We start from the raw sequence: 18,654 nt of genomic DNA, 5'->3' as shown, positions 1-18,654 counted from the left end.
GGTCAGCGACCCAGGCGCGCAGACAGCTCCTGGGCGAAGTGCAGGGCCCGGGCCAGGGCTGCCTCGCCGTCGGAGTCGGCCGCGACGCGCAGCGAGATGTCGTCGCCGGCGACGGTGCCCTCGTAGCCGTGGTCCCCCTCGCAGGTGGGATCCGAGCAGACCGCGGGCACCAGGTCCAACCGGGAGACCGAGCCCCAGCCCAGGGTCATCGTCACGGCCCGACCGCCCAGCCCGCCGCGGTAGTGCTGCGGGTCGGGCACGACGTGGGTGAGCATCACCCCACGCACGGAGCGGACCGGGACCACCTCGGTGGTGGCGGTGGCCAGGTGCTGCCGGTCCGGCTCGCCCGACTCGTGGTCGTCGGCATGGCCGATGATCAGCCGGTGCTCGGTGAGCACCAGGACCGTGAGGTGGCGTCGGACGGCCTCCTCGTCCATGGTCATCTCCTGGTGGACCAGGTGGGTGACCACGGTCTCGGGGCCGATCGCCATCGCCACGATGTCGTGGACCACCGCGGGCAGGTAGCCCGCCTCGGCGATGTCGCGGCGCAGGCCTTCGGGAAGCACGGCGGCAGGTCGACGTCCAGGCATGCCGACCATCATTCCATCTCAGTCGCTCAGCGCCCGGCGTCCGGTGTCGGTGCGCCCGGGCTCGGGGGCGACCCGCACCTGCGCCCCGAGCACGGCGACCCCGTCGGGGTGCGCCTGCACCGGGTTGAGCTGCAGGTGCGCGATCTCGGGCAGCTCGTCGGCGAGCACCGCCACCCGGGCGATCAGGTCGGCGAGTGCGCCGTGGTCGACGGGCATCGCGCCGCGCCACCCGTCCAGCAGCGGCGCCGCGCGCACGGAGGCGATCATCTCGGTGATGTCCAGGTCGGTCAGCGGGGGGAAGCGGTGCGCCACGTCGCCCAGCATCTCCGAGGGCAGCCCGGCGATCCCGAAGCCGACCACGGGACCGAACAGCGGATCCTCGGCGGAGGTGACCTCGACGGCCACGCCCTGCGGGGCGTGGTCCTGCACCACGATTCCCTCCAGACCCAGCTCGTCGAGCGCGGCCGCCAGCTCGGTGTAGGCAGCCGCACAGGCCCGTGCGCCGTGGACCCTGGTGTGCACCCACTGGTGCCCAGCCTGGTGACGCACCAGCTCGGAGGTGGCCTTGAGCACCACGGGGACACCGACCCTTGTCGCCACCTGCGCCGCCTCCTGCGCGGAGTGCACCGGGTAGGCCGGCCACACCTGGATGCCGTAGGCCCCCAACAGCGTGCTGGTCAGGTCCCCGTCCAGCTCGCCGCCCTCGGGATGCTGGGACAGATATGTCTCGACGAGATGGTGCGCTTTGCGCCGGTTGATCCCCTCGGGCCGCACCCGGGTGCCGTAGGGGCGCGCCACCCACTCGGCATACCGGGTCGCTGCGGCGAGCGCCCGCACGGCGTCCTCCGGCATCGAGTAGGTCGGCAGCCGGCTGCCCGACGTGAGTCCCCGCATCCCCAAGAAGGTGGCCACACACGGCTTGTCCGCCTCGGCTGCCACCCGGGTCACCGCCTCGACGACCTCGGAGTCGCAGCCGGACAGCGGTGGGATGAAGCTGGCGACGACGGAGTCCACCGCCGGATCGGCCAGGGCGTCCCGCACGGCGCCCGCGAACTCCTCGACGCCTGCCAGGGCGGATACGGTGGACGGCTCTTGGCCGACATGCAGATCCCACGACTGGGCGGCGTCGGCAGCCAGCGCGCCCAGCGCGGCGGAGTTGGTGACCACCGCGACCCGCGGACCGGCGGGCAGGGGTTGGTGGACGACCAGCTGGGCGACGTCGAAGAGCTGGTGGGTGTTCTCCACCCGGATCACCCCTGCCTGCCGCAGCATCGCGGCGAAGGCCTCCGGGCGCTGGCGGGTCAGCCGCACCCGGTGTCCCGGGGGCGTCCCGAAGGCGCCGATGCCGGACTTGACCACGATCACCGGCTTGCGGGCGGCGAGCTTGCGGGCGATCCGGGAGAACTTGCGCGGGTTGCCCATGCTCTCCAGGTAGAGCCCGACCGCTCCGGTGGCATCGTCGTCGAGCCAGTACTGCATCAGGTCGTTGCCGGAGATGTCGACCCGGTTGCCGGCCGAGGCGAAGGTCGAGATCCCGAGCCCGCGGCGCTCGGCCGAGGCCAGAATCGCGATGCCGAGGGCGCCGGACTGCGCAAACAGGCCCAGTGCGCCGGCCACGGGCATCCGCGGCGACAGCGAGGCGTTGAGACAGTGCTGCGGGTCGGTGTTGATCAGGCCGAAGCTGTTGGGACCCAGCACCCGCATGCCTGCCCCGCGGGCGGCTCGCAGCAGCTCGTCCTGTCGAGCCTGGCCCTCTGGTCCGTCCTCGGCGAAGCCTGCGGAGACCACGATGATCGCGCCCACCTCGGCCTCGGCACACTCCCGCACCACGGCCGGCACGGTCGCCGCCGGCACCGCGATGACGGCGAGGTCGACGGGGGCGCCGATGTCGCTCACCCGAGCATGCACGAGGTGCCCGTCGATCTGCTCGGCCCGCGGGTTCACCGCATACACCGGACCGGTGAAGCCGGCCTCGTGGACGTGCTGCAGCAGTGCCCGGCCGATGGACCGATCGTCGCGGGACGCCCCGATCACCGCCACCGAGGACGGGGTCAGCACCCGGCGCACGCTGACCGCTTCGGTCCGGTGCTCCCGGGCCAGCCGCACGACCCGGGACGCCTCCGTGGGCTCGATGTCGAAGGAGACGACGATGACGCCGTCGTCGAAGCTGTGCGCCACCTCGTAGCCGGCGTCGCGGAAGACCCCGATCATCCGGCGGTTGCGTGGCAGCACGTCGGCCACGAACCGGCGCACCCCGCGCTCCCGGCCGATATCCGCCAGGTGCTCCAACAACACCGAGCCGATGCCACGCCCGCGGTGGGCATCGGAGACGTTGAAGGCCACCTCGGCGGTACTCGCCTCGTCTCCGTCCAGCCGGTCGTAGCGGCCGATGCCGGCGATCTCGTCCCGGACCAGCACGACGAGGGCGACCCGTGCGTCGTAGTCGACGTGGGTGAAGCGGTGCACGTCGCGGTCCGAGAGACGAGGGATGGGTGCGAAGAAGCGCAGATAGATCGACTCCTGCGACTGGCCGGCGTGGAACCGATGGATCCCCTCGGTGTCCTCGGGCACGATCGGGCGCACCCGGGCCACTGAGCCGTCGGTCAGCACGACGTCGGCCTCCCACTGCTTCGGGTATCCCGGCGGTAGGTCGCCCCGATCGGTCATGGGGTCCAGCATCCCAGATCGACCGGTGGGCCAGGGACGGTCAACGGGTCCCGTGCATCCTGAGCGCAAGCAGCATCCGGGCGTCGTGCAGGTCCCGCTTGACCGCTCCCTCGGACTTGCCCAGGCGCAGGGCCACCTCGGCGACGGGCAGGTCGAGGAAGTAGTGCAACACCACCGTCAGACGGAGTCGCGCCGGCAGTTGCTCCACCGCGGCACGGACCCAGAGCAGGTCCACCCGGTCGAGGACATCCGGCTGCTCCACTGCGCGGACCACCCCCTGCTGCAGCCTGTCATAGGCCGCGGCCTCACGGCCCCGCTTGCGCCAATGGTCGCTGACCAGGTGGGCGGTCGTGGCATAGAGCCACGGTCGGGGGCTACGCACCGTGTCCCAGTGCGTCAGCAGGCGGGCGAACGCCTCGGTGACCAGGTCCTCGGCCAGCTGCGGGTCCCCGACCAACTGCCTCGTCCGGCGGACCAGCGCGTCGCAGTGTGCGAGGTATGCCGTGTGCACCCCGACGCTCGCGGTCGGGTCCACCGCTGTCGGGAGCTCTCTCACCATGCTCGCGCCTCCCTGCGTCCACACCGTTGCGGATTTACTCATATCTTACTCAGTTTGCTGGCGCTTGGCTCGGTCCTGGCTCGCTGTTGGCCAACCCTGGAGGACTGCGCAGCGTCTTACTGGTGAGCGGGTCCGACGACGTGCCCGCTCACCTACCTGGAGGTGCCCCGTGAGGTCCGCGAACACTCTTGCTTGGCCAAGTCGGCTGCGTCCGCCGACGGCGCTCGCCGTGCTCCTCGTACTGGCCCTGGCGGGTGGCCTCGGCTGGGGCACCTCGAGCGCTGCGTCACCGCAGGCGCCACCGCCCGCGCAGAGCACCGCAGGCGACGTGGATTTCCATCTGGAGCGACTTGCCGGGTCCAGTCGCTACGGCACGGCGGCCGCGGTGAGCCGGCGCTTCTTCGCCGCCGGGAAGCCCGTCGTCTTCGTGGTGACCGGCGCCGACTTCCCCGACGGACTGGCGGCCGGGCCGGCCGGGGCCCGGCTGAACGGTCCGGTCCTGTTCACCGGGCGGGACTCGGTCCCAGGTGTGACGCAGACCGAGCTCCGCCGACTGCGTCCCGGCCGCATCGTCGTGGTGGGAGGTTCGAGCGCCGTGTCCGAGGCGGTCCGCCGCGACCTCGGCGCCTTCACCGCGGGCACGGTGACCCGCATCTCCGGCGCCGATCGGTACGCCACGGCAGCGGCGCTGTCGCGCACCACTCATCCGCGTGGCTCAAAAGTCGTCTACGTCTCGACCGGTGCGGACTTCCCCGATGCCCTCTCCGGTGGAGCTGCAGCCGGGATCCAGAACGCACCGATGCTGTTGACCGGCGCCACCAGCCTGCCGCCGAGCACCCGCACCGAGCTTGAGCGGCTGCACCCAGAGCGGATCATGGTCATCGGCGGCCCGGGCGCGGTGTCCGCGTCCGTCGCGACGCAGCTCGACGGGATCGCCACGACGGAGCGGGTCTGGGGCCGCACCCGCTACACGACCGCCCTCGCGGTTTCCCGCCGGGTGTTCGGCACCGACCGTCCGGCAGCGGTGCTGGCCACGGGTCGGGACTGGCCGGACGCGTTGGCGTCGGGCCCCGTGGTGCGGGTCACCCATGGGCCGGTGCTGTTGTCCGCGGGCACGGGCCTGACCGACGGAGTGCCTGCCGAGCTGGTCCGGATCACCCCGCGTACCGCATACCTGCTCGGGGGCGAGCGGGCGCAGACCGACGACGTCGCCCGGCAGGTGCAGCGTCGGCTCGGGGTCTGCTGGGCAGGGACTCGGCCGACGACCGGCTCCGAGCAGGTGTTCGACTCGGTGCCCGGCGCCGGCAGGAAGGTGGCCTTCACGCTCGACATGGGCGGACGCCTCGACCCTGCGCGCAGCATCGTGCAGTATCTCGTCGACCACCAGGTGTGCACCACGTTCTTCCCCACCGCGGCGATGGCCGTCACCACGGAAGGCCGGAAGGTCATGGCGGCGATCGCGGCGCATCCGGAGCTGTTCGAGCTCGGCAACCACACGGTGCACCACTGCGACCTCGTCTCCGGTGGCGGCGGCTCGCCGAGCTCGGGCCCGTGCCGGGTGCGGATGACCTCCACCTTCATTCGCACCGAGCTCCGCGACGCCGAACGAACCCTCGAGGGGCTGACCGGCATGCCGACGAACCCCTACTGGCGACCGCCCTACGGCTCGCACAACAGCTTTGTGCGTGAGGTGGCGGCGTCGGTCGGCTACACCAAGACGGTGATGTGGAACCGGGACACCATCGACTGGGACCCGGCCACCACCACCAACCAGATCGTCAGCCGGGTGGTCAGCCCGCTGCCGAGCAACGGCACCATCGTGCTCTCCCATCTGGGCGGCTACCACACCCGGGACGCGCTGCCGCAGATCGTGAACACGCTTCGGGCGGGCGGCTACACGTTGACGACCGTGTCGGACCTGCGGGACGGATGACCGGTCAGCACCCCCGGGGCTGGTGAGCTCAGCCCAGGGCCTGGGCGACCAACGGGGCGAACCCGTCGCGGTGGCCGACGGCGCTGGGGTGGTAGGCGTCGAACAGGGAGGTGCCCCGGCGACCTACCACCCAGGGGTCCGGCGCGCAGCCCGAGCACGCCGCGAGGGTCAGCCCGGTCGCCGGCCGGGTCGCGGCGACCAGGGAGGGGTAGGCGTCGCTGCTGACGAAGCAGGGCAGGTCCAGGTCGGTGTTGCCGCGAGAACCGTGACGGCACCGACCACGACGGTCGACACCACCCGTCCGAGCATCGACATCCACCCAGCCACCGACGTCCGCAGCCTCATCCGGGGAGACGCCTCATCGGCATACGTCAGCCCCTCCTGCGATAGTCGGGCCTATGGAGCTGGCCCGGGTGGTGCGTCGACGTCGCATGGTCCGAGCCTACGACCCGGACCGGCCGGTGCCGGGGGACGTGCTGCAGCAGGCGCTGGAGCACGCGATCCGGGCGCCGTCGGCGGGGTTCAGCCAGGGGTGGGACTTCGTGGTCCTCACCGAGGCGGCGGATCGCGAGGCGTTCTGGGCCGCGACCACGGAGCCCGCGCAGCCGGCCGACGCCTGGCTGCTTGGCGTGCGCACCGCGCCGTGCCTGATCGTGTGCTGCTCCGACAAGGGCGCCTACCTGCGCCGCTACGCCGAGCCCGACAAGGGCTGGACCGACCAGGGCGAGGCGCGGTGGCCGATCCCCTACTGGGACGTCGACACGGGCATGGCGGCCCTGCTGATGCTGCTGACAGCGGTCGACGAGGGGCTCGGTGGGCTGTTCTTCGGGGTCAGCGCCGAGCGCACGCAGCAGGCCAGGTCAGCACTGGGCGTGCCCGACGACCGGCGCCTGGTGGGGGTGGTGGCGATGGGCTATGCCGTGCCCGACCGGCGCTCGGCCAGTCTGCGTCGCGGCCGCCGAGGTCTGGACCAGGTGGCCCACCGAGGCCGGTTCGGCGTGCCCTGGTCGTCCGGCTGAGCCATCCCGGCACACGGGCCAGGCAGGCGGGCTCATCGCCGGTGTCGTGGCGCAGGTGCTCGAACGCGACCCGGTGCCCGCGCCGGCGGAGACCCTGCAGCTGCTCACGGGTCTGATCGTCCAGCGAGCCCAGGCCCACGAGGTCGACCTCACCCGGATCGCTGTCAACGGCTGGGCCGAGGCGGTCCGGGACGAGGCGGTACTCCTCCCGGCTTCATCCTGCAGCGGCTGATCCTCAGGGACGTGACACCGCAGTCGTATGCCGAAGGCTTCGCCGCCCTTCAGCCGGTCGTGCAGCCGTCCGGCATGTTCAACCGCTGACGCGCACCCCGTCCTGATGGACCGACCGGACCCGCTCCCCCAGCCCGGACAGGTCGTCAGACGCACCGCCGAGCACCACGACATCACCGCGCTTGCCCGGCTCAAGAGTGCCGAACCGCTCCCCCACCCCGAGCAGGTCCGCGGCGCTCGAGGTCGTGGCGACCCAGGCGTCCAGCGGGCTCATCCCGAGATCGGCCATCAGGCCGAGCTCGTCCAGGTTGGCCCCGTGCGCACCGACGCCGCTGTCGGTGCCCATCGCCACCCTGACCCCGGCCGCCATTGCCCGGCGCACCGAGTCGTCGTGCGCCTCGGTGACCATCCGCGCCTTGGCGACCACCGCGTCCGGCAGCGGCACGCCGGCGTCGGCTTGCGCGATCACCGCTCGCGGAGCGGACAGCGTCGGCACCAGCCAGGTGCCGTGGGCCAGCATCATCTCGATCGCCTCGTCGTCGAGGTAGATGCCGTGCTCGATGGAGCGAATGCCGCCCCGGACGGCGGCCTTGATGCCGTCTGTGGCCTGTGCGTGCGCCATGACGAACAGCCCGGCAGCCGTGGCCTCGGCCACCAGCGCCGCGATCTCGTCATCCCGGAAGTGCCCGCGGCGAGGGTCACTCTTGGGCGAGAGCACCCCACCGCTGGTGGCCACTTTGATGACATCGGCCCCGGCCCGCACCAGCTCGCGCACCACTCGCCGAACCTCATCGGGTCCGTCCACGACCGATCGCGGCCGGCCGGGGTGCTCGGCGAACAACGGCACGTCGGCTCCGCACAGCTGGTGGCCGTCACCGTGCCCGCCGGTCTGGCTGATCATGTTGACCGCGATCTGCATCCGCGGGCCGGCGATCAGGCCGTCGCGCACCGCCTGGGCCACGCCCAGGTCGGCGCCACCGGCGTCGCGGACCCAGGTGACGCCCGTCTCGAGCGTGGCCTGCAGGTGGTGAACCGCCTGGTAGTAGGGGTAGGAGAACGGCGTCTGCAGCACCTGCAGCGTGTTGACCCGGTCGAAGAGCACGTGCACGTGGCAGTCGAACAGGCCGGGCAGCACGGTGGCCCCCGCACAGTCGACCACCTCGTCGGCCTCGACGCCCAGTCCTGGTCCGACCTGCGCCACCACACCGTCGACGACGTGCACATCCGCGGTCGCAGGCTGCGCACCGGTGCCGTCCACGACCGTGCCACCCTGGAAGAGAACGCTGCCCATCGGCATACCGTAGATCGTCAGTTGGTCGGCGTCAGACCACGATCACCCGCGAGCCCCGCCGGAGGACTCCGCTGCTCCAGATCAGATCGGTCACCGCGGTCGACAGCCGGCAGCAGCCGTGGGAGGCGGGGTAGGGCGGGATCGAGGTCGAGCCGTGCAGCGCCCGGCCCCTGTCGAAGTACAGGGGGCGGTAGAGCGAGCCCAGGGGCCCCTTCTGCCAGCCGCTGCTGTAGGTGCTGTGCACCGAGAAGGTGCCGCGGTAGGTGTGCGCGTTGTAGCGACGCCCGTAGTAGAGGTAGGGCTCGCCGTTGCCGGTCGAGGTGTTGAGCGTGCGATAGGTGCGGCCGTCCCGCACGTCGAGCGCCAGCTGCTTGTCCAGGTGCACCTCGAACCGACTGCCCGAGCCGCCCGCCGGGGCCAGCGCGCTGTCGTGGGCCAGGGCGTAGCGCGTGTGGGAGCCCACGATCGCGTCACGCACCAGGCCGTGTCGCTTCTGCAGAGCCCAGACGGCCTGTTGGGTGAGATGACCGAAGACACCGTCGGCTCTCCCACACCAGTAGCCGCGGGCGGCGAGCGACTGTTGGAGCGAGGCGACGCCCGAGCCCCGGTCGCCGCGGCGGTATGTCGTCGCAGCCGCTGCCGGTGCGGCGACCGAGATCGTAGCCAGCCCGGCGCCCAGGGCACCCAACCCTCCTAGGACGACCGACCGGCGAGTGGTGGCAGTGCTCATGGTGAACTCCTTACTCGGAGAAGACGCTCTCATGGGGACAACTATCACTGAAGTAGAGGCTTCCCTGATACCCCTGTGTTGCAGCGGTCGTGTCACGATCTGGTCTCGTCCAGCCGCGCGTCCGCCACCACGGGACTCCATCTGCGACATACGATCGGCATGCCTGACTCATCTGCCCGAGGAGCACCCGCACGCATGGCCCGCCGTCCCCGCCCCGCCCCCGACGACCTCGGTGACTTCGAGGAGAAGATCATCGACGTCGACGTCGAGTCCGAGATGTCAGGTGCCTTCCTGGAGTACGCCTACTCGGTGATCTACTCCCGCGCGTTGCCGGATGCTCGCGATGGGCTCAAGCCGGTGCAGCGCCGGATCCTGTTCGGCATGTCCGAGCTGGGACTGCGACCCGACCGGGCCCATGTCAAGTGCTCCCGAGTGGTCGGTGAGGTGATGGGCAAGTACCACCCGCACGGCGACGGTGCGATCTATGACGCCATGGTCCGAATGGCCCAGCCGTTCACCATGCGACTGCCGTTGGTCGACGGGCACGGCAACTTCGGTTCGCTGGACGACGGACCCGCAGCCTCGCGCTACACCGAGGCACGAATGTCGCTGGCCGCCCTGCTGATGACCGGGTCCCTGGATGAGGAGACGGTCGACTTCGTCCCCAACTACGACGAGCAGCTGATGCAGCCCGCTGTGCTGCCCGCTGCCTACCCCAACCTGCTGGTCAACGGCGCGTCGGGCATCGCCGTCGGGATGGCCACCAACATGGCCCCGCACAACCTGGTCGAGGTGATCGGCGCCGCCCGGCACCTGATCGAGCACCCGGACGCCGACCTGGATGCGCTGATGCGCTTCGTGCCCGGCCCGGACCTGCCCACCGGTGGCACCATCGTGGGCCTCGAGGGCATCCGGGAGGCGTATGAGGCGGGTCGCGGGTCGTTCAAGACGCGCGCCACCGCACGGATCGAGTCGATCACCCCCCGCCGCAAGGGGATCGTGGTGACCGAGCTGCCTTACCTGGTCGGACCCGAGAAGGTGATCGAGAAGGTCAAGCAGCTCGTGCTCGCCAAGAAGCTGCAGGGCATCGCCAACATCAACGACCTCACCGACCGCACCAAGGGGATGCAGCTGGTCGTCGAGATCAAGAACGGCTTCAACCCCGAGGCGGTCCTCGAGCTGCTCTACAAGCTGACCCCGATGGAGGAGTCGTTCGGCATCAACAACGTCGCCCTGGTGCAGGGCCAGCCGCAGACCCTGGGGCTGCGCGCCCTGCTGAGCGTCTACGTCGACTTCCGCACCGACGTCGTGGGCCGGCGCACGGCATACCGGCTGCGCCGCCGCGAGGAGCGGCTGCACCTGGTCGAGGGTCTGCTCATCGCGATCCTGGACATCGACGAGGTGATCCAGCTGATCCGCGGCAGCGACGACGCGGCCACCGCTCGCGAGCGGCTGATGTCGGTCTTCGACCTGTCCCAGCTGCAGGCGAGCTACATCCTGGACCTGCAGCTGCGACGGCTGACCAAGTTCTCCAGGATCGAGCTGGAGACCGAGCGCGACGAGCTGCGCGCTGAGATCGAGCGGTTGCGAGCGCTGCTGGCAGACCCGGCCCTGCTGCGGGCTCTGGTCTCCGACGAGCTGGCCCAGGTCGCCAAGGAGCACGGCACGCCCCGCCGCACGGTGTTGCTGGAGAGCTCCGGCCGCACGGCGACGACCGCCTCGGTGACCCCCATGGAGGTCGCCGACGACCCGTGCTGGGTGCTGGTGTCCTCGACCGGCCTGTTGGCCCGCACCTCGTCGGACGAGCCACTGGGCAGCGGCGACGACCGGCACAAGCACGACGTCGTCGTCTCCGCCGTGCGCACCACTACCCGAGCTGCCGTCGGGCTACTCACCTCCGGTGGCCGGGTGGTCCGCCTGTCCGCCATGGAGCTTCCGACGCTGCCGCCGACCAACGGGGCACCGTCACTGTCCGGCGGGGCACCCCTCGCGGCCTTCGTGGACCTGCCCGGCGGAGAGCAGCCGCTCGGCTTGTGCACGCTCACCAGCGAGGGGCCGGGGCTCGCGCTCGGGACGGCGCAGGGGGTGGTCAAGCGGGTCAACCCGGACGTGCCGGGCAACCGGGAGGCGTTCGAGGTCATGGCACTCAGGGACGGCGACCATGTGGTCGGTGCGCTCGAGCTGACCACGGGGGCCGAGGACCTGGTCTTCGTGACCAGCGACGCCCAGCTGCTGCGGTTCTCCGCCGAGGCGGTGCGCCCGCAGGGCCGGGCCGGCGGCGGCATGGCCGGCATCAAGCTCGACACCGGGGCCAGGGTGATCGGCTTCACCGCGGTCGAGCCGTCGGCGGACAACGTGGTGGTCACCGTCGCAGGCTCCTCCGGGTCGCTGCCCGGCACCGAGGCCGGGTCGGTCAAGGTCACGCCGTATGCGGAGTACCCGGCCAAGGGCCGGGCCACCAGCGGCGTGCGGTGCCACCGGTTCGTGCGCGGCGAGGACACCCTGCTGCTGGGCTGGGCGGGTGCCGCTCCCCCCCGGGCCGCTTCCGCCAACGGGGTCGCGCTCGACCTGCCCGAGGCCACCGGCAAGCGGGACGGCTCCGGCGCCCCGGCACCGGCCCCGATCGCCCGGGTGGCCACCGGCCGGCTCGGCTGAGGCCCACGCACTGCACGAGCACGCCGCCCCTAGCCGGGACGGCGTGCTCGTCGGTGCGTCAGGGGTGGGTCAGCGCCAGCGGCGCTTGGCCTCCAGGACGCCGAGGGCCTGCCGCTGCTGCTCACCCTGTTGGGCTGCCAGCACCAGCAGCACTCCCGTCACGGCCGGGATGGCCCACTGCAGCGCCCGGAGCTTCTTCTGGGCGCTCTGCAGCTCATCGCTGGCACCGAGGCTGGGCTCGGTAGCACCCGCGGAGCCCTCGTCCTGCAGCTTCGCGACCTTGCGACCCTGCATACCGGAGTATGCGGTGACACCTACTGCGGCGATGGTCAGCGCGGTCTTGACCTGGGTGTTGGTGGCCGAGTCGGGGTCGCGCTGCACCCGGGTCCGGTTGGTGGCGAGCAGGCCCACGCCACCGATGGCGTGCACCCCGATGGCCGCTGCCTGCACGGGTGCCCAGCGGGCCCAGCCCTTTGAGGACAGCCGGGTGCGCTCCTGCGGGTCGCGCGCCTGCGCGGCGGCACCGTTGAGGCCGACGGCGCCCATCAGCGAACCGCCGAACCAGGATGCGAGGCCCAGGTCGTGCATCGAGCGGACGGTGAGGTCAGACATGTAGATCCTTTGCTGTCTGTGGTGTGGGAAGGGGTCCGGCTCCGACATCAGTGACGGCCCGGCCTACTTGCATCGTAAGCGAGCGGCAGATGCTTGTCCTGATCGAACGATCGCACGTCAGCGGCGCAAGTGGGACAGCAACTCCAGCTCCGCCCGCGCGCCCTGCGCGACCAGGGCCAGATCGGTGGCCACCGTCACCATGGCAAAGCCCTGCTCCAGACGCCGGGCGGCCATGGCGCCGTCCGCGCAGTGGATCCCGGCGGTGACGCCGTACCGCGCGCACGCCTCGCGGATGCGCACCAGGGCCTCGGCGTGCTCGCCCATCTCGTGCTCGAAGGCGACGGGCAGGCCCAGTGCGAGGGAGAGGTCGGCCGGGCCGACGTAGATCGCATCCAGCCCCGGCGTCCCGACGATCTGCTCCACCTGCTCGAGCCCCGACCGGGTTTCGATCATCACGGCGACGAAGGCGTCACCGAGCACGCCCGCGTCCAGCGATCCGTATGCCGTGGCAGCACGGAACGGACCGTAGGAGCGGTGACCGTGCGGCGGATAGCGACAAGCAGCGACTGCGGCCGCCGCTTGCTCCGCCGTGTCCACGAGCGGCACGACGACGCCGAAGGCTCCGGCGTCGAGAACCTTGCCGATGACGGCCGGGTTGTGCCCGGGCACCCGCACGATCGGCGCAGCGCCCTGGCCCTGGACGACCGCGGCCAGCGTCGCGACGTCGCCGAGCTCCGCGGGGCCGTGCTGCAGGTCGATGCACACGTAGTGCGCACCGCATGCAGCCAGAGTCTCGAGAACCAGCGGGTCTCGGGACCAGGACCACACGCCGTGCAGGGAGTCACCGCGGGCACCGCGGGCGCGCAGCGGGTTGGTGAAGGGCATGGCACCAGATTAGAACCAACGTTGCCGGACGATCTCGATACCGCACCGAAACCTACGAGGCCGCTGACCTCGCTAGAGTCCACTCATGGCAGGCATCTTCGTCGGCGGGCAGTGGCGGCAGGCAGCCCAGGGCGGCACCCGCACGATCCGCTGCCCGGCCGACGGCACCGAGGTCGTCACCGTGCCGGAGTGCACCGAGCAGGACGCCCAGGCCGCGGTCGCGGCTGCACGGCGCGCGTTCGACACCGGACCCTGGCCGAGCACGCCCGCCCCCGAGCGGGCCGCGCTGCTGCGCCGGCTGGCTGACACGCTCGCGGCCGAGGCCGACGAGGTGGCCCGGCTGGAGTCCCTCGACACCGGCAAACGGATGGTCGAGAGCCAAACCGACATGGCCGACATCGAGGCGGTTTTTCGGCACTTCGCGGACCTGGCCGGGGCCGACGCCGGCCGGGTGGTGGACACCGGTATGCCGAGCGTCGCCAGCCGGGTCGTCCACGAGCCGGTCGGGGTCTGCGCGCTGATCACGCCGTGGAACTTCCCGCTGCTGCAGACCTCGTGGAAGGTCGCCCCGGCCCTGGCCGCCGGCAACACCTTCGTGCTCAAGCCCAGTGAGCTGACCCCCTCGACCAGCATCTGGCTGATGCAGGCCCTTGCCGACGTCGGCCTGCCCGACGGGGTCGCCAACCTCGTGCTCGGCACCGGCGCCAGCGTCGGCGCCCCACCGACCACCTCCCCCGACGTCGATCTGGTCTCCTTCACCGGTGGCCTGTCCACCGGCAAGCGGATCATGGCAGCCGCCGCCGACACGGTGAAGCGGGTCGCCCTGGAGCTCGGCGGCAAGAACCCCAACGTGATCTTCGCCGACGCCGACCTCGACGCCGCCATCGACAACGCACTGACCGCGATCTTCCTGGACTCCGGCCAGGTCTGCTCCGCGGGCGCCCGGCTGATCGTCGAGGAGTCGGTGCACGACCAGGTGGTCGACCAGATCGCGAAGGTGGCCGACGGCATACGGCTGGGCGGTCCGTTCAGCGACACCGCGCAGACCGGCCCGCTGATCAGCGAGGGGCACCGCGACAAGGTCGAGGCCTACGTCGCCGCCGCGCTCGAGGAGGGCGCCGTGCTCCGCGCGGGAGGCACCCGACCCGACGACACCGAACACCCCGAGCTCGCCGACGGGTTCTACTACCTTCCTACCGTGCTGGACGGGTGCGAGACCGGTATGCAGTGCGTCCAGGAGGAGTCGTTCGGCCCGGTGCTGACCGTGGAGACCTTCTCCGGCGCCGACCGGGACAAGGCCGAGGACGCCGCGGTGGCCCTGGCCAACGACACGATCTACGGCCTGGCCGGCGCGGTGTGGACCGAGAACGCCGGTCGCGCCGAGCGGGTCGCCGCGCGACTGCGGCACGGCACCATCTGGATCAACGACTACCACCCCTACGTGCCGCAGGCCGAGTGGGGCGGCTTCAAGCAGTCCGGCATCGGCCGCGAGCTCGGGCTGGCCGGGCTGGCGGAGTACCGCGAGACCAAACACGTCTGGCACAACACCCGGCCGGTCCGCACCGGCTGGTTCGACTAAGACCCGCGCACCGAAGGCAAGGAGCCCCCATGGCAGGCCGCACGAGCTACGACTACGTGATCGTCGGTGGGGGCTCGGCCGGGTGTGCCCTGGCCAACCGGCTGTCCAACGACGCGGGCACGAGCGTGCTGGTGCTGGAGGCCGGGCACAGCGACTTCCGGATGGACCCGTTCATCCACATGCCCGCGGCGCTGCCCTACCCGATCGGCAGCCGCTTCTACGACTGGCGCTACGCGTCCGAGCCCGAGCCGTTCATGGGCGGGCGCCGCGTCGTGCACGCCCGCGGCAAGGTGCTGGGCGGCTCCAGCAGCATCAACGGGACGATCTTCCAGCGCGGCAACCCGATGGACTACCAGGGCTGGGCGCAGGAGGAGGGGATGGCGGACTGGGACCACGCGCACTGCCTGCCCTACTTCAAGCGGATGGAGAGCTGTCTGGCCGGGGCCGATGACTGGCGCGGCGGGTCCGGTCCCCTCGTGCTGGAGCGCGGTCCGGCGACGACGCCGCTGTTCGGTGCCTTCTTCGAGGCGGTCCAGCAGGCCGGCTACCCGCTGACCGACGACGTCAACGGGTATCGCCAGGAGGGCTTCGCCAAGTTCGACCGCAACGTGCACCAGGGGCGCCGGCTCAGCGCCGCGCGGGCCTACCTGCATCCGGTCCGGAACCGCCCCAACCTCGACGTGCGCACGCTGGCCCAGGTGACCTCACTGCATACCCAGGGCACCCGGGTGACCGGAGTCGACTACGTCGTCGCCGGCCGCGCCCGGCGCAGCGCCGCCGCCGGTGAGGTGATCCTGTGCGGTGGGGCGTTCAACTCCCCACAGCTGCTGCAGCTGACCGGGATCGGCGATCCCGAGGAGCTGCGCGCCGCCGGCGTCGCCCCCGTGGTCGACCTGCCCGGCGTGGGGGCCAACCTGCAGGACCACCTCGAGGTCTACATCCAGCACGAGAGCACCCAGCCCGTCTCGATCGCCCCCTGGCTCAAGCACCGGCACAAGCCGCGGATCGGTGCCGAGTGGCTCTTCCTGCGCAGCGGGGTCGGCGCCTCCAACCACTTCGAGGCCGGCGGCTTCGTCCGCAGCAACGACGAGGTCAGCCGTCCCAACCTGATGTTCCACTTCCTGCCGATCGCCATCCGCTACGACGGGACCAAGCCCGCCAGTGAGCACGGCTACCAGGTGCACATCGGCCCGATGTTCTCCGACTGCAGGGGCTCGGTCAAGATCCGTTCGACCGACCCGTTGGAGCACCCGGCGATCCGGTTCAACTACCTGTCCACCGAGTCCGACCGGCAGGAGTGGATCGAGATGGTCCGCGCCGCGCGCACGATCCTGGAGCAACCGGCATTCGCCCCCTTCAGCGGTGGCGAGCTGTCCCCCGGACCCCAGGTCAGCACCGACGAGGAGATCGTCGACTGGGTCGCGCAGGATGCCGAGACCGCTCTGCACCCCTCGTGCAGCGCGAAGATGGGCACCGACCCGATGAGCGTGGTCGACCCCGCGACGATGCGGGTGCACGGGGTGCAGGGGCTGCGGGTCGTCGACGCCTCGGTCTTCCCGGTCGTGCCCAACGGCAACATCTACGCCCCCGTGATGATGGTCGCCGAACGTGCGGCCGACCTGATCGCCGGGCACACCCCGCTGCCGCCGGAGGACGTGCCGTTCTATCTGCACGGCAGGGGTATGCCGCTCTACCCACCGGGGGACCCGCGCAACGACGCGTGGAACGCCACCACCGACCCGCCCAGCGCAGCCGGGGCCCACCCTGCCCCAGAGCGCACCGCGCACCACGAGATCGGAGTCCCCCGATGAGCACCACCTCGCAGGCACCACCCACCGAGACACCCACGCCCGACACTCCGGTCTACCGGGTCAACAGAGTCGTCTTCACCGCCTCCGTGGTGGGGGTGCTGGTCGTGGCGATCTGGGCGATGGTCTCCGCCGACCAGGCCGTCTCGGTGATCGGCAGCGCGGTCGGCTGGACCACCACCTGGTTCGGCTGGTTCTACGTCGCGCTGTCCACGCTGGTGCTGATCTACGTGCTCTTCCTCGGCCTGTCCCGCTACGGCCACGTCAGGCTCGGCCCGGACCACTCCACCCCGGAGTTCTCGATGTTCTCCTGGGCCGCGATGCTGTTCGCGGCCGGCATCGGCACCGACCTGATGTTCTTCAGCGTCGCCGAGCCGGTGACGCAGTATCTCGCGCCACCGGTCGGCGAGGGCGGCACCGTCGAGGCCGCCCGGGACGCGACGGTGTGGACGCTGTTCCACTACGGCATCACCGGCTGGGCGATGTATGCCCTGATGGGCATCACCCTGGGCTACTTCGCCTACCGGTTGCACCGCCCGCTGGCCATCCGCTCCGCCCTGTACCCGATCTTCGGCAAGCGGATGGACGGCGGGCTGGGGCACGCCGTCGACACCGCGGCCGTGCTGGGCACCGTGTTCGGCGTGGCGACCAGCCTGGGCATCGGCGTGGTGCAGCTCAACTTCGGCCTGGAGCTGATGTTCGGGATCGAGGAGAGCATCGGAGCCCAGATCGGGCTGATCGTGCTGGCCGTGGTGATCGCCGCCATCTCGGCCACCACCGGGGTCGACAAGGGCATCCGCCTGCTGTCCCAGCTCAACGTGCTGCTCGCGATCGCGCTGGCCGGCTGGATCCTGGTGACCGGCAAGACGTCCTTCCTGCTCAACTCCCTGGTCATGAATATCGGCGACTTCGTCCGCTCCTTCCCGGGCATGACAATGGAGACCTTCGCCTACAGCGACGCCGCCGCATGGATGAGCGGCTGGACGCTGTTCTTCTGGGCCTGGTGGATCGCCTGGGCCTCGTTCGTGGGGCTGTTCCTGGCCCGCATCTCGCGGGGCCGCACCATCCGGCAGTTCGTGCTCGGCACGATGATCATCCCGTTCAGCTACATCGTGATGTGGGTCTCGATCTTCGGCAACAGCGCGATCGAGCAGATCCGCGCGGGCGACTCCGCGTTCGGCGAGCTGGCGATGAACGTGCCGCAGCAGGGCTTCTACACCCTGCTGCAGGCCTACCCCGGGGCGACATTCCTGATCGGGCTGTCCACCCTGGTCGGGCTGCTGTTCTACGTCACCTCGGCCGACTCCGGTGCTCTGGTCATGGCCAACCTGAGCTCGCACCTGCGCACCGTGCACGACGACGCCGGTGCACCGCTGCGGATCGTCTGGGCGGTCGTCACCGGCCTGCTGACCATCGCGATGCTGATCGTCGGCGGGGTGCCGGCGCTGCAGAACGCCACGGTCATCATGGGGCTTCCGTTCGCCTTCGTGATGTTCCTGATCATGCTCGGGTTGTGGAAGGCCCTCCAGCTCGAGGGCATGCGGGTCGACAGCAGCCGGCACGCACTGCCGATGATGCTCTCGGCCCGCGGCGGCGACGGCACGGACGCCCGGGCCTGGCGCGGCCGACTGTCCCGGGCACTGAGCTTCGTCGACGAGGAAGGGGCCGGTGAGTACCTCGACGAGGTGGTGGAGCCCGCACTGCGCGAGGTGGCGACCGAGCTCACCGAGCGGGGTGTGCAGGCTGAGGTGGTGCGCAACTCCCCCGGTGGGGACGCCGAGCCGGACAGTCCCCCGCCGAGCAATGTGGTGCTGCGGACCTCGACGGACGACCCACACCCGTTCCGCTACTGCGTGGAGATCGACTCGGCTCCGGTGCCGGCCTACGGCGGCCGGATGGCCCGCGACCGCGACACCTACGCCCGGCTGGAGGTGCACTCCAGCGACGGCAGCCTGGGCTACGACGTCATGGGCTACAGCCGTGGGCAGGTCATCCAGGACTGCCTGGACCAGTACGAACGGCACCTGGAGTTCCTGCGCCTGGAGCGCCTGTCGGGCCGGTGACCCCTGGCCCTGACCAGCCTCGACCTCGTATC

At 71.0% G+C, this 18,654-nt stretch carries 15 protein-coding genes; 7 read left to right on the top strand and 8 right to left on the bottom strand.

Translation table 11 applies throughout. The features are described from left to right. Positions 1–2 precede the first annotated feature (2 nt). From ACR2FV_RS07180 to ACR2FV_RS07170, 3 genes are read right to left on the bottom strand one after another with little or no spacing between them, the layout of a single operon-like run. Positions 3–590 (bottom strand): DUF5998 family protein, encoded by a 588-nt coding sequence (locus ACR2FV_RS07180; RefSeq protein ID WP_434015005.1) that lies wholly within the window; start codon positions 588–590, stop codon positions 3–5. An 18-nt stretch (positions 591–608) separates the two neighbouring features. Then, a complete protein-coding gene (locus ACR2FV_RS07175) occupies positions 609–3,257 on the bottom strand; it encodes a GNAT family N-acetyltransferase (RefSeq protein ID WP_434015004.1) in 2,649 nt (882 codons plus the stop codon). A gap of 40 nt (positions 3,258–3,297) precedes the next feature. Beyond that, on the bottom strand, positions 3,298–3,816 hold the full coding sequence (locus ACR2FV_RS07170) for an RNA polymerase sigma factor (protein ID WP_434015003.1): 519 nt from the start codon (positions 3,814–3,816) through the stop codon (positions 3,298–3,300). A gap of 229 nt (positions 3,817–4,045) precedes the next feature. Here ACR2FV_RS07170 and ACR2FV_RS07165 point away from each other — a divergent pair, with 229 nt between their 5' ends. Then, positions 4,046–5,749 (top strand): cell wall-binding repeat-containing protein, encoded by a 1,704-nt coding sequence (locus ACR2FV_RS07165; protein ID WP_434015002.1) that lies wholly within the window; start codon positions 4,046–4,048, stop codon positions 5,747–5,749. Positions 5,750–5,777: 28 nt separating this feature from the next. Here ACR2FV_RS07165 and ACR2FV_RS07160 read toward each other — a convergent pair whose 3' ends face one another. Further along, positions 5,778–6,068, bottom strand: a complete 291-nt coding sequence (locus ACR2FV_RS07160; RefSeq protein ID WP_434015001.1) for a hypothetical protein — start codon at positions 6,066–6,068, stop codon at positions 5,778–5,780. A gap of 79 nt (positions 6,069–6,147) precedes the next feature. Here ACR2FV_RS07160 and ACR2FV_RS07155 point away from each other — a divergent pair, with 79 nt between their 5' ends. Together ACR2FV_RS07155 and ACR2FV_RS07150 are read left to right on the top strand one after the other, a co-directional pair. After that, positions 6,148–6,768 carry a nitroreductase family protein gene (locus ACR2FV_RS07155; RefSeq protein WP_434015000.1) on the top strand — a complete coding sequence of 207 codons (621 nt, stop codon included), beginning with the start codon at positions 6,148–6,150 and terminating at the stop codon, positions 6,766–6,768. Between the two features lie 46 nt (positions 6,769–6,814). Beyond that, positions 6,815–7,000 carry a hypothetical protein gene (locus ACR2FV_RS07150; protein ID WP_434014999.1) on the top strand — a complete coding sequence of 62 codons (186 nt, stop codon included), beginning with the start codon at positions 6,815–6,817 and terminating at the stop codon, positions 6,998–7,000. A gap of 78 nt (positions 7,001–7,078) precedes the next feature. Here ACR2FV_RS07150 and ACR2FV_RS07145 read toward each other — a convergent pair whose 3' ends face one another. Next, positions 7,079–8,290: an amidohydrolase family protein gene (locus ACR2FV_RS07145; protein ID WP_434014998.1), complete on the bottom strand. Its 1,212-nt coding sequence runs from the start codon at positions 8,288–8,290 to the stop codon at positions 7,079–7,081. Positions 8,291–8,321: 31 nt separating this feature from the next. Then, positions 8,322–9,020 (bottom strand): peptidoglycan-binding protein, encoded by a 699-nt coding sequence (locus ACR2FV_RS07140; protein ID WP_434014997.1) that lies wholly within the window; start codon positions 9,018–9,020, stop codon positions 8,322–8,324. Positions 9,021–9,215: 195 nt separating this feature from the next. Between ACR2FV_RS07140 and ACR2FV_RS07135 the strand changes: the two genes are divergently transcribed. Beyond that, on the top strand, positions 9,216–11,675 hold the full coding sequence (locus ACR2FV_RS07135; protein WP_434014996.1) for a DNA gyrase/topoisomerase IV subunit A: 2,460 nt from the start codon (positions 9,216–9,218) through the stop codon (positions 11,673–11,675). Between the two features lie 69 nt (positions 11,676–11,744). On the opposite strand, the gene ACR2FV_RS07130 is transcribed toward ACR2FV_RS07135, so the two are convergent. Continuing rightward, on the bottom strand, positions 11,745–12,287 hold the full coding sequence (locus ACR2FV_RS07130) for a hypothetical protein (protein WP_434014995.1): 543 nt from the start codon (positions 12,285–12,287) through the stop codon (positions 11,745–11,747). Between the two features lie 117 nt (positions 12,288–12,404). Next, positions 12,405–13,172, bottom strand: coding sequence for an HpcH/HpaI aldolase family protein (locus ACR2FV_RS07125; protein ID WP_434014994.1), 768 nt, complete (start codon positions 13,170–13,172; stop codon positions 12,405–12,407). Positions 13,173–13,257: 85 nt separating this feature from the next. On the opposite strand from ACR2FV_RS07125, the gene ACR2FV_RS07120 reads away from it, so the two are divergent. From ACR2FV_RS07120 to betT, 3 genes are read left to right on the top strand one after another with little or no spacing between them, the layout of a single operon-like run. Then, positions 13,258–14,751 (top strand): aldehyde dehydrogenase family protein, encoded by a 1,494-nt coding sequence (locus tag ACR2FV_RS07120; protein WP_434014993.1) that lies wholly within the window; start codon positions 13,258–13,260, stop codon positions 14,749–14,751. Between the two features lie 29 nt (positions 14,752–14,780). Beyond that, positions 14,781–16,562 (top strand): choline dehydrogenase, encoded by a 1,782-nt coding sequence (gene betA / locus ACR2FV_RS07115; protein ID WP_434014992.1) that lies wholly within the window; start codon positions 14,781–14,783, stop codon positions 16,560–16,562. Continuing rightward, a complete protein-coding gene (betT, locus tag ACR2FV_RS07110) occupies positions 16,559–18,622 on the top strand; it encodes a choline BCCT transporter BetT (protein WP_434014991.1) in 2,064 nt (687 codons plus the stop codon). The genes betA and betT overlap by 4 nt, the downstream gene beginning before the upstream one ends. The last annotated feature ends 32 nt before the right edge of the window (positions 18,623–18,654 follow it).

This window comes from Ornithinimicrobium sp., from assembly GCF_051004135.1.
Classification (GTDB): domain Bacteria; phylum Actinomycetota; class Actinomycetes; order Actinomycetales; family Dermatophilaceae; genus Ornithinicoccus.
The sequence above is the reverse complement of the archived record's forward strand: the minus strand, read 5'-3'. Positions and strand labels throughout refer to the sequence as shown.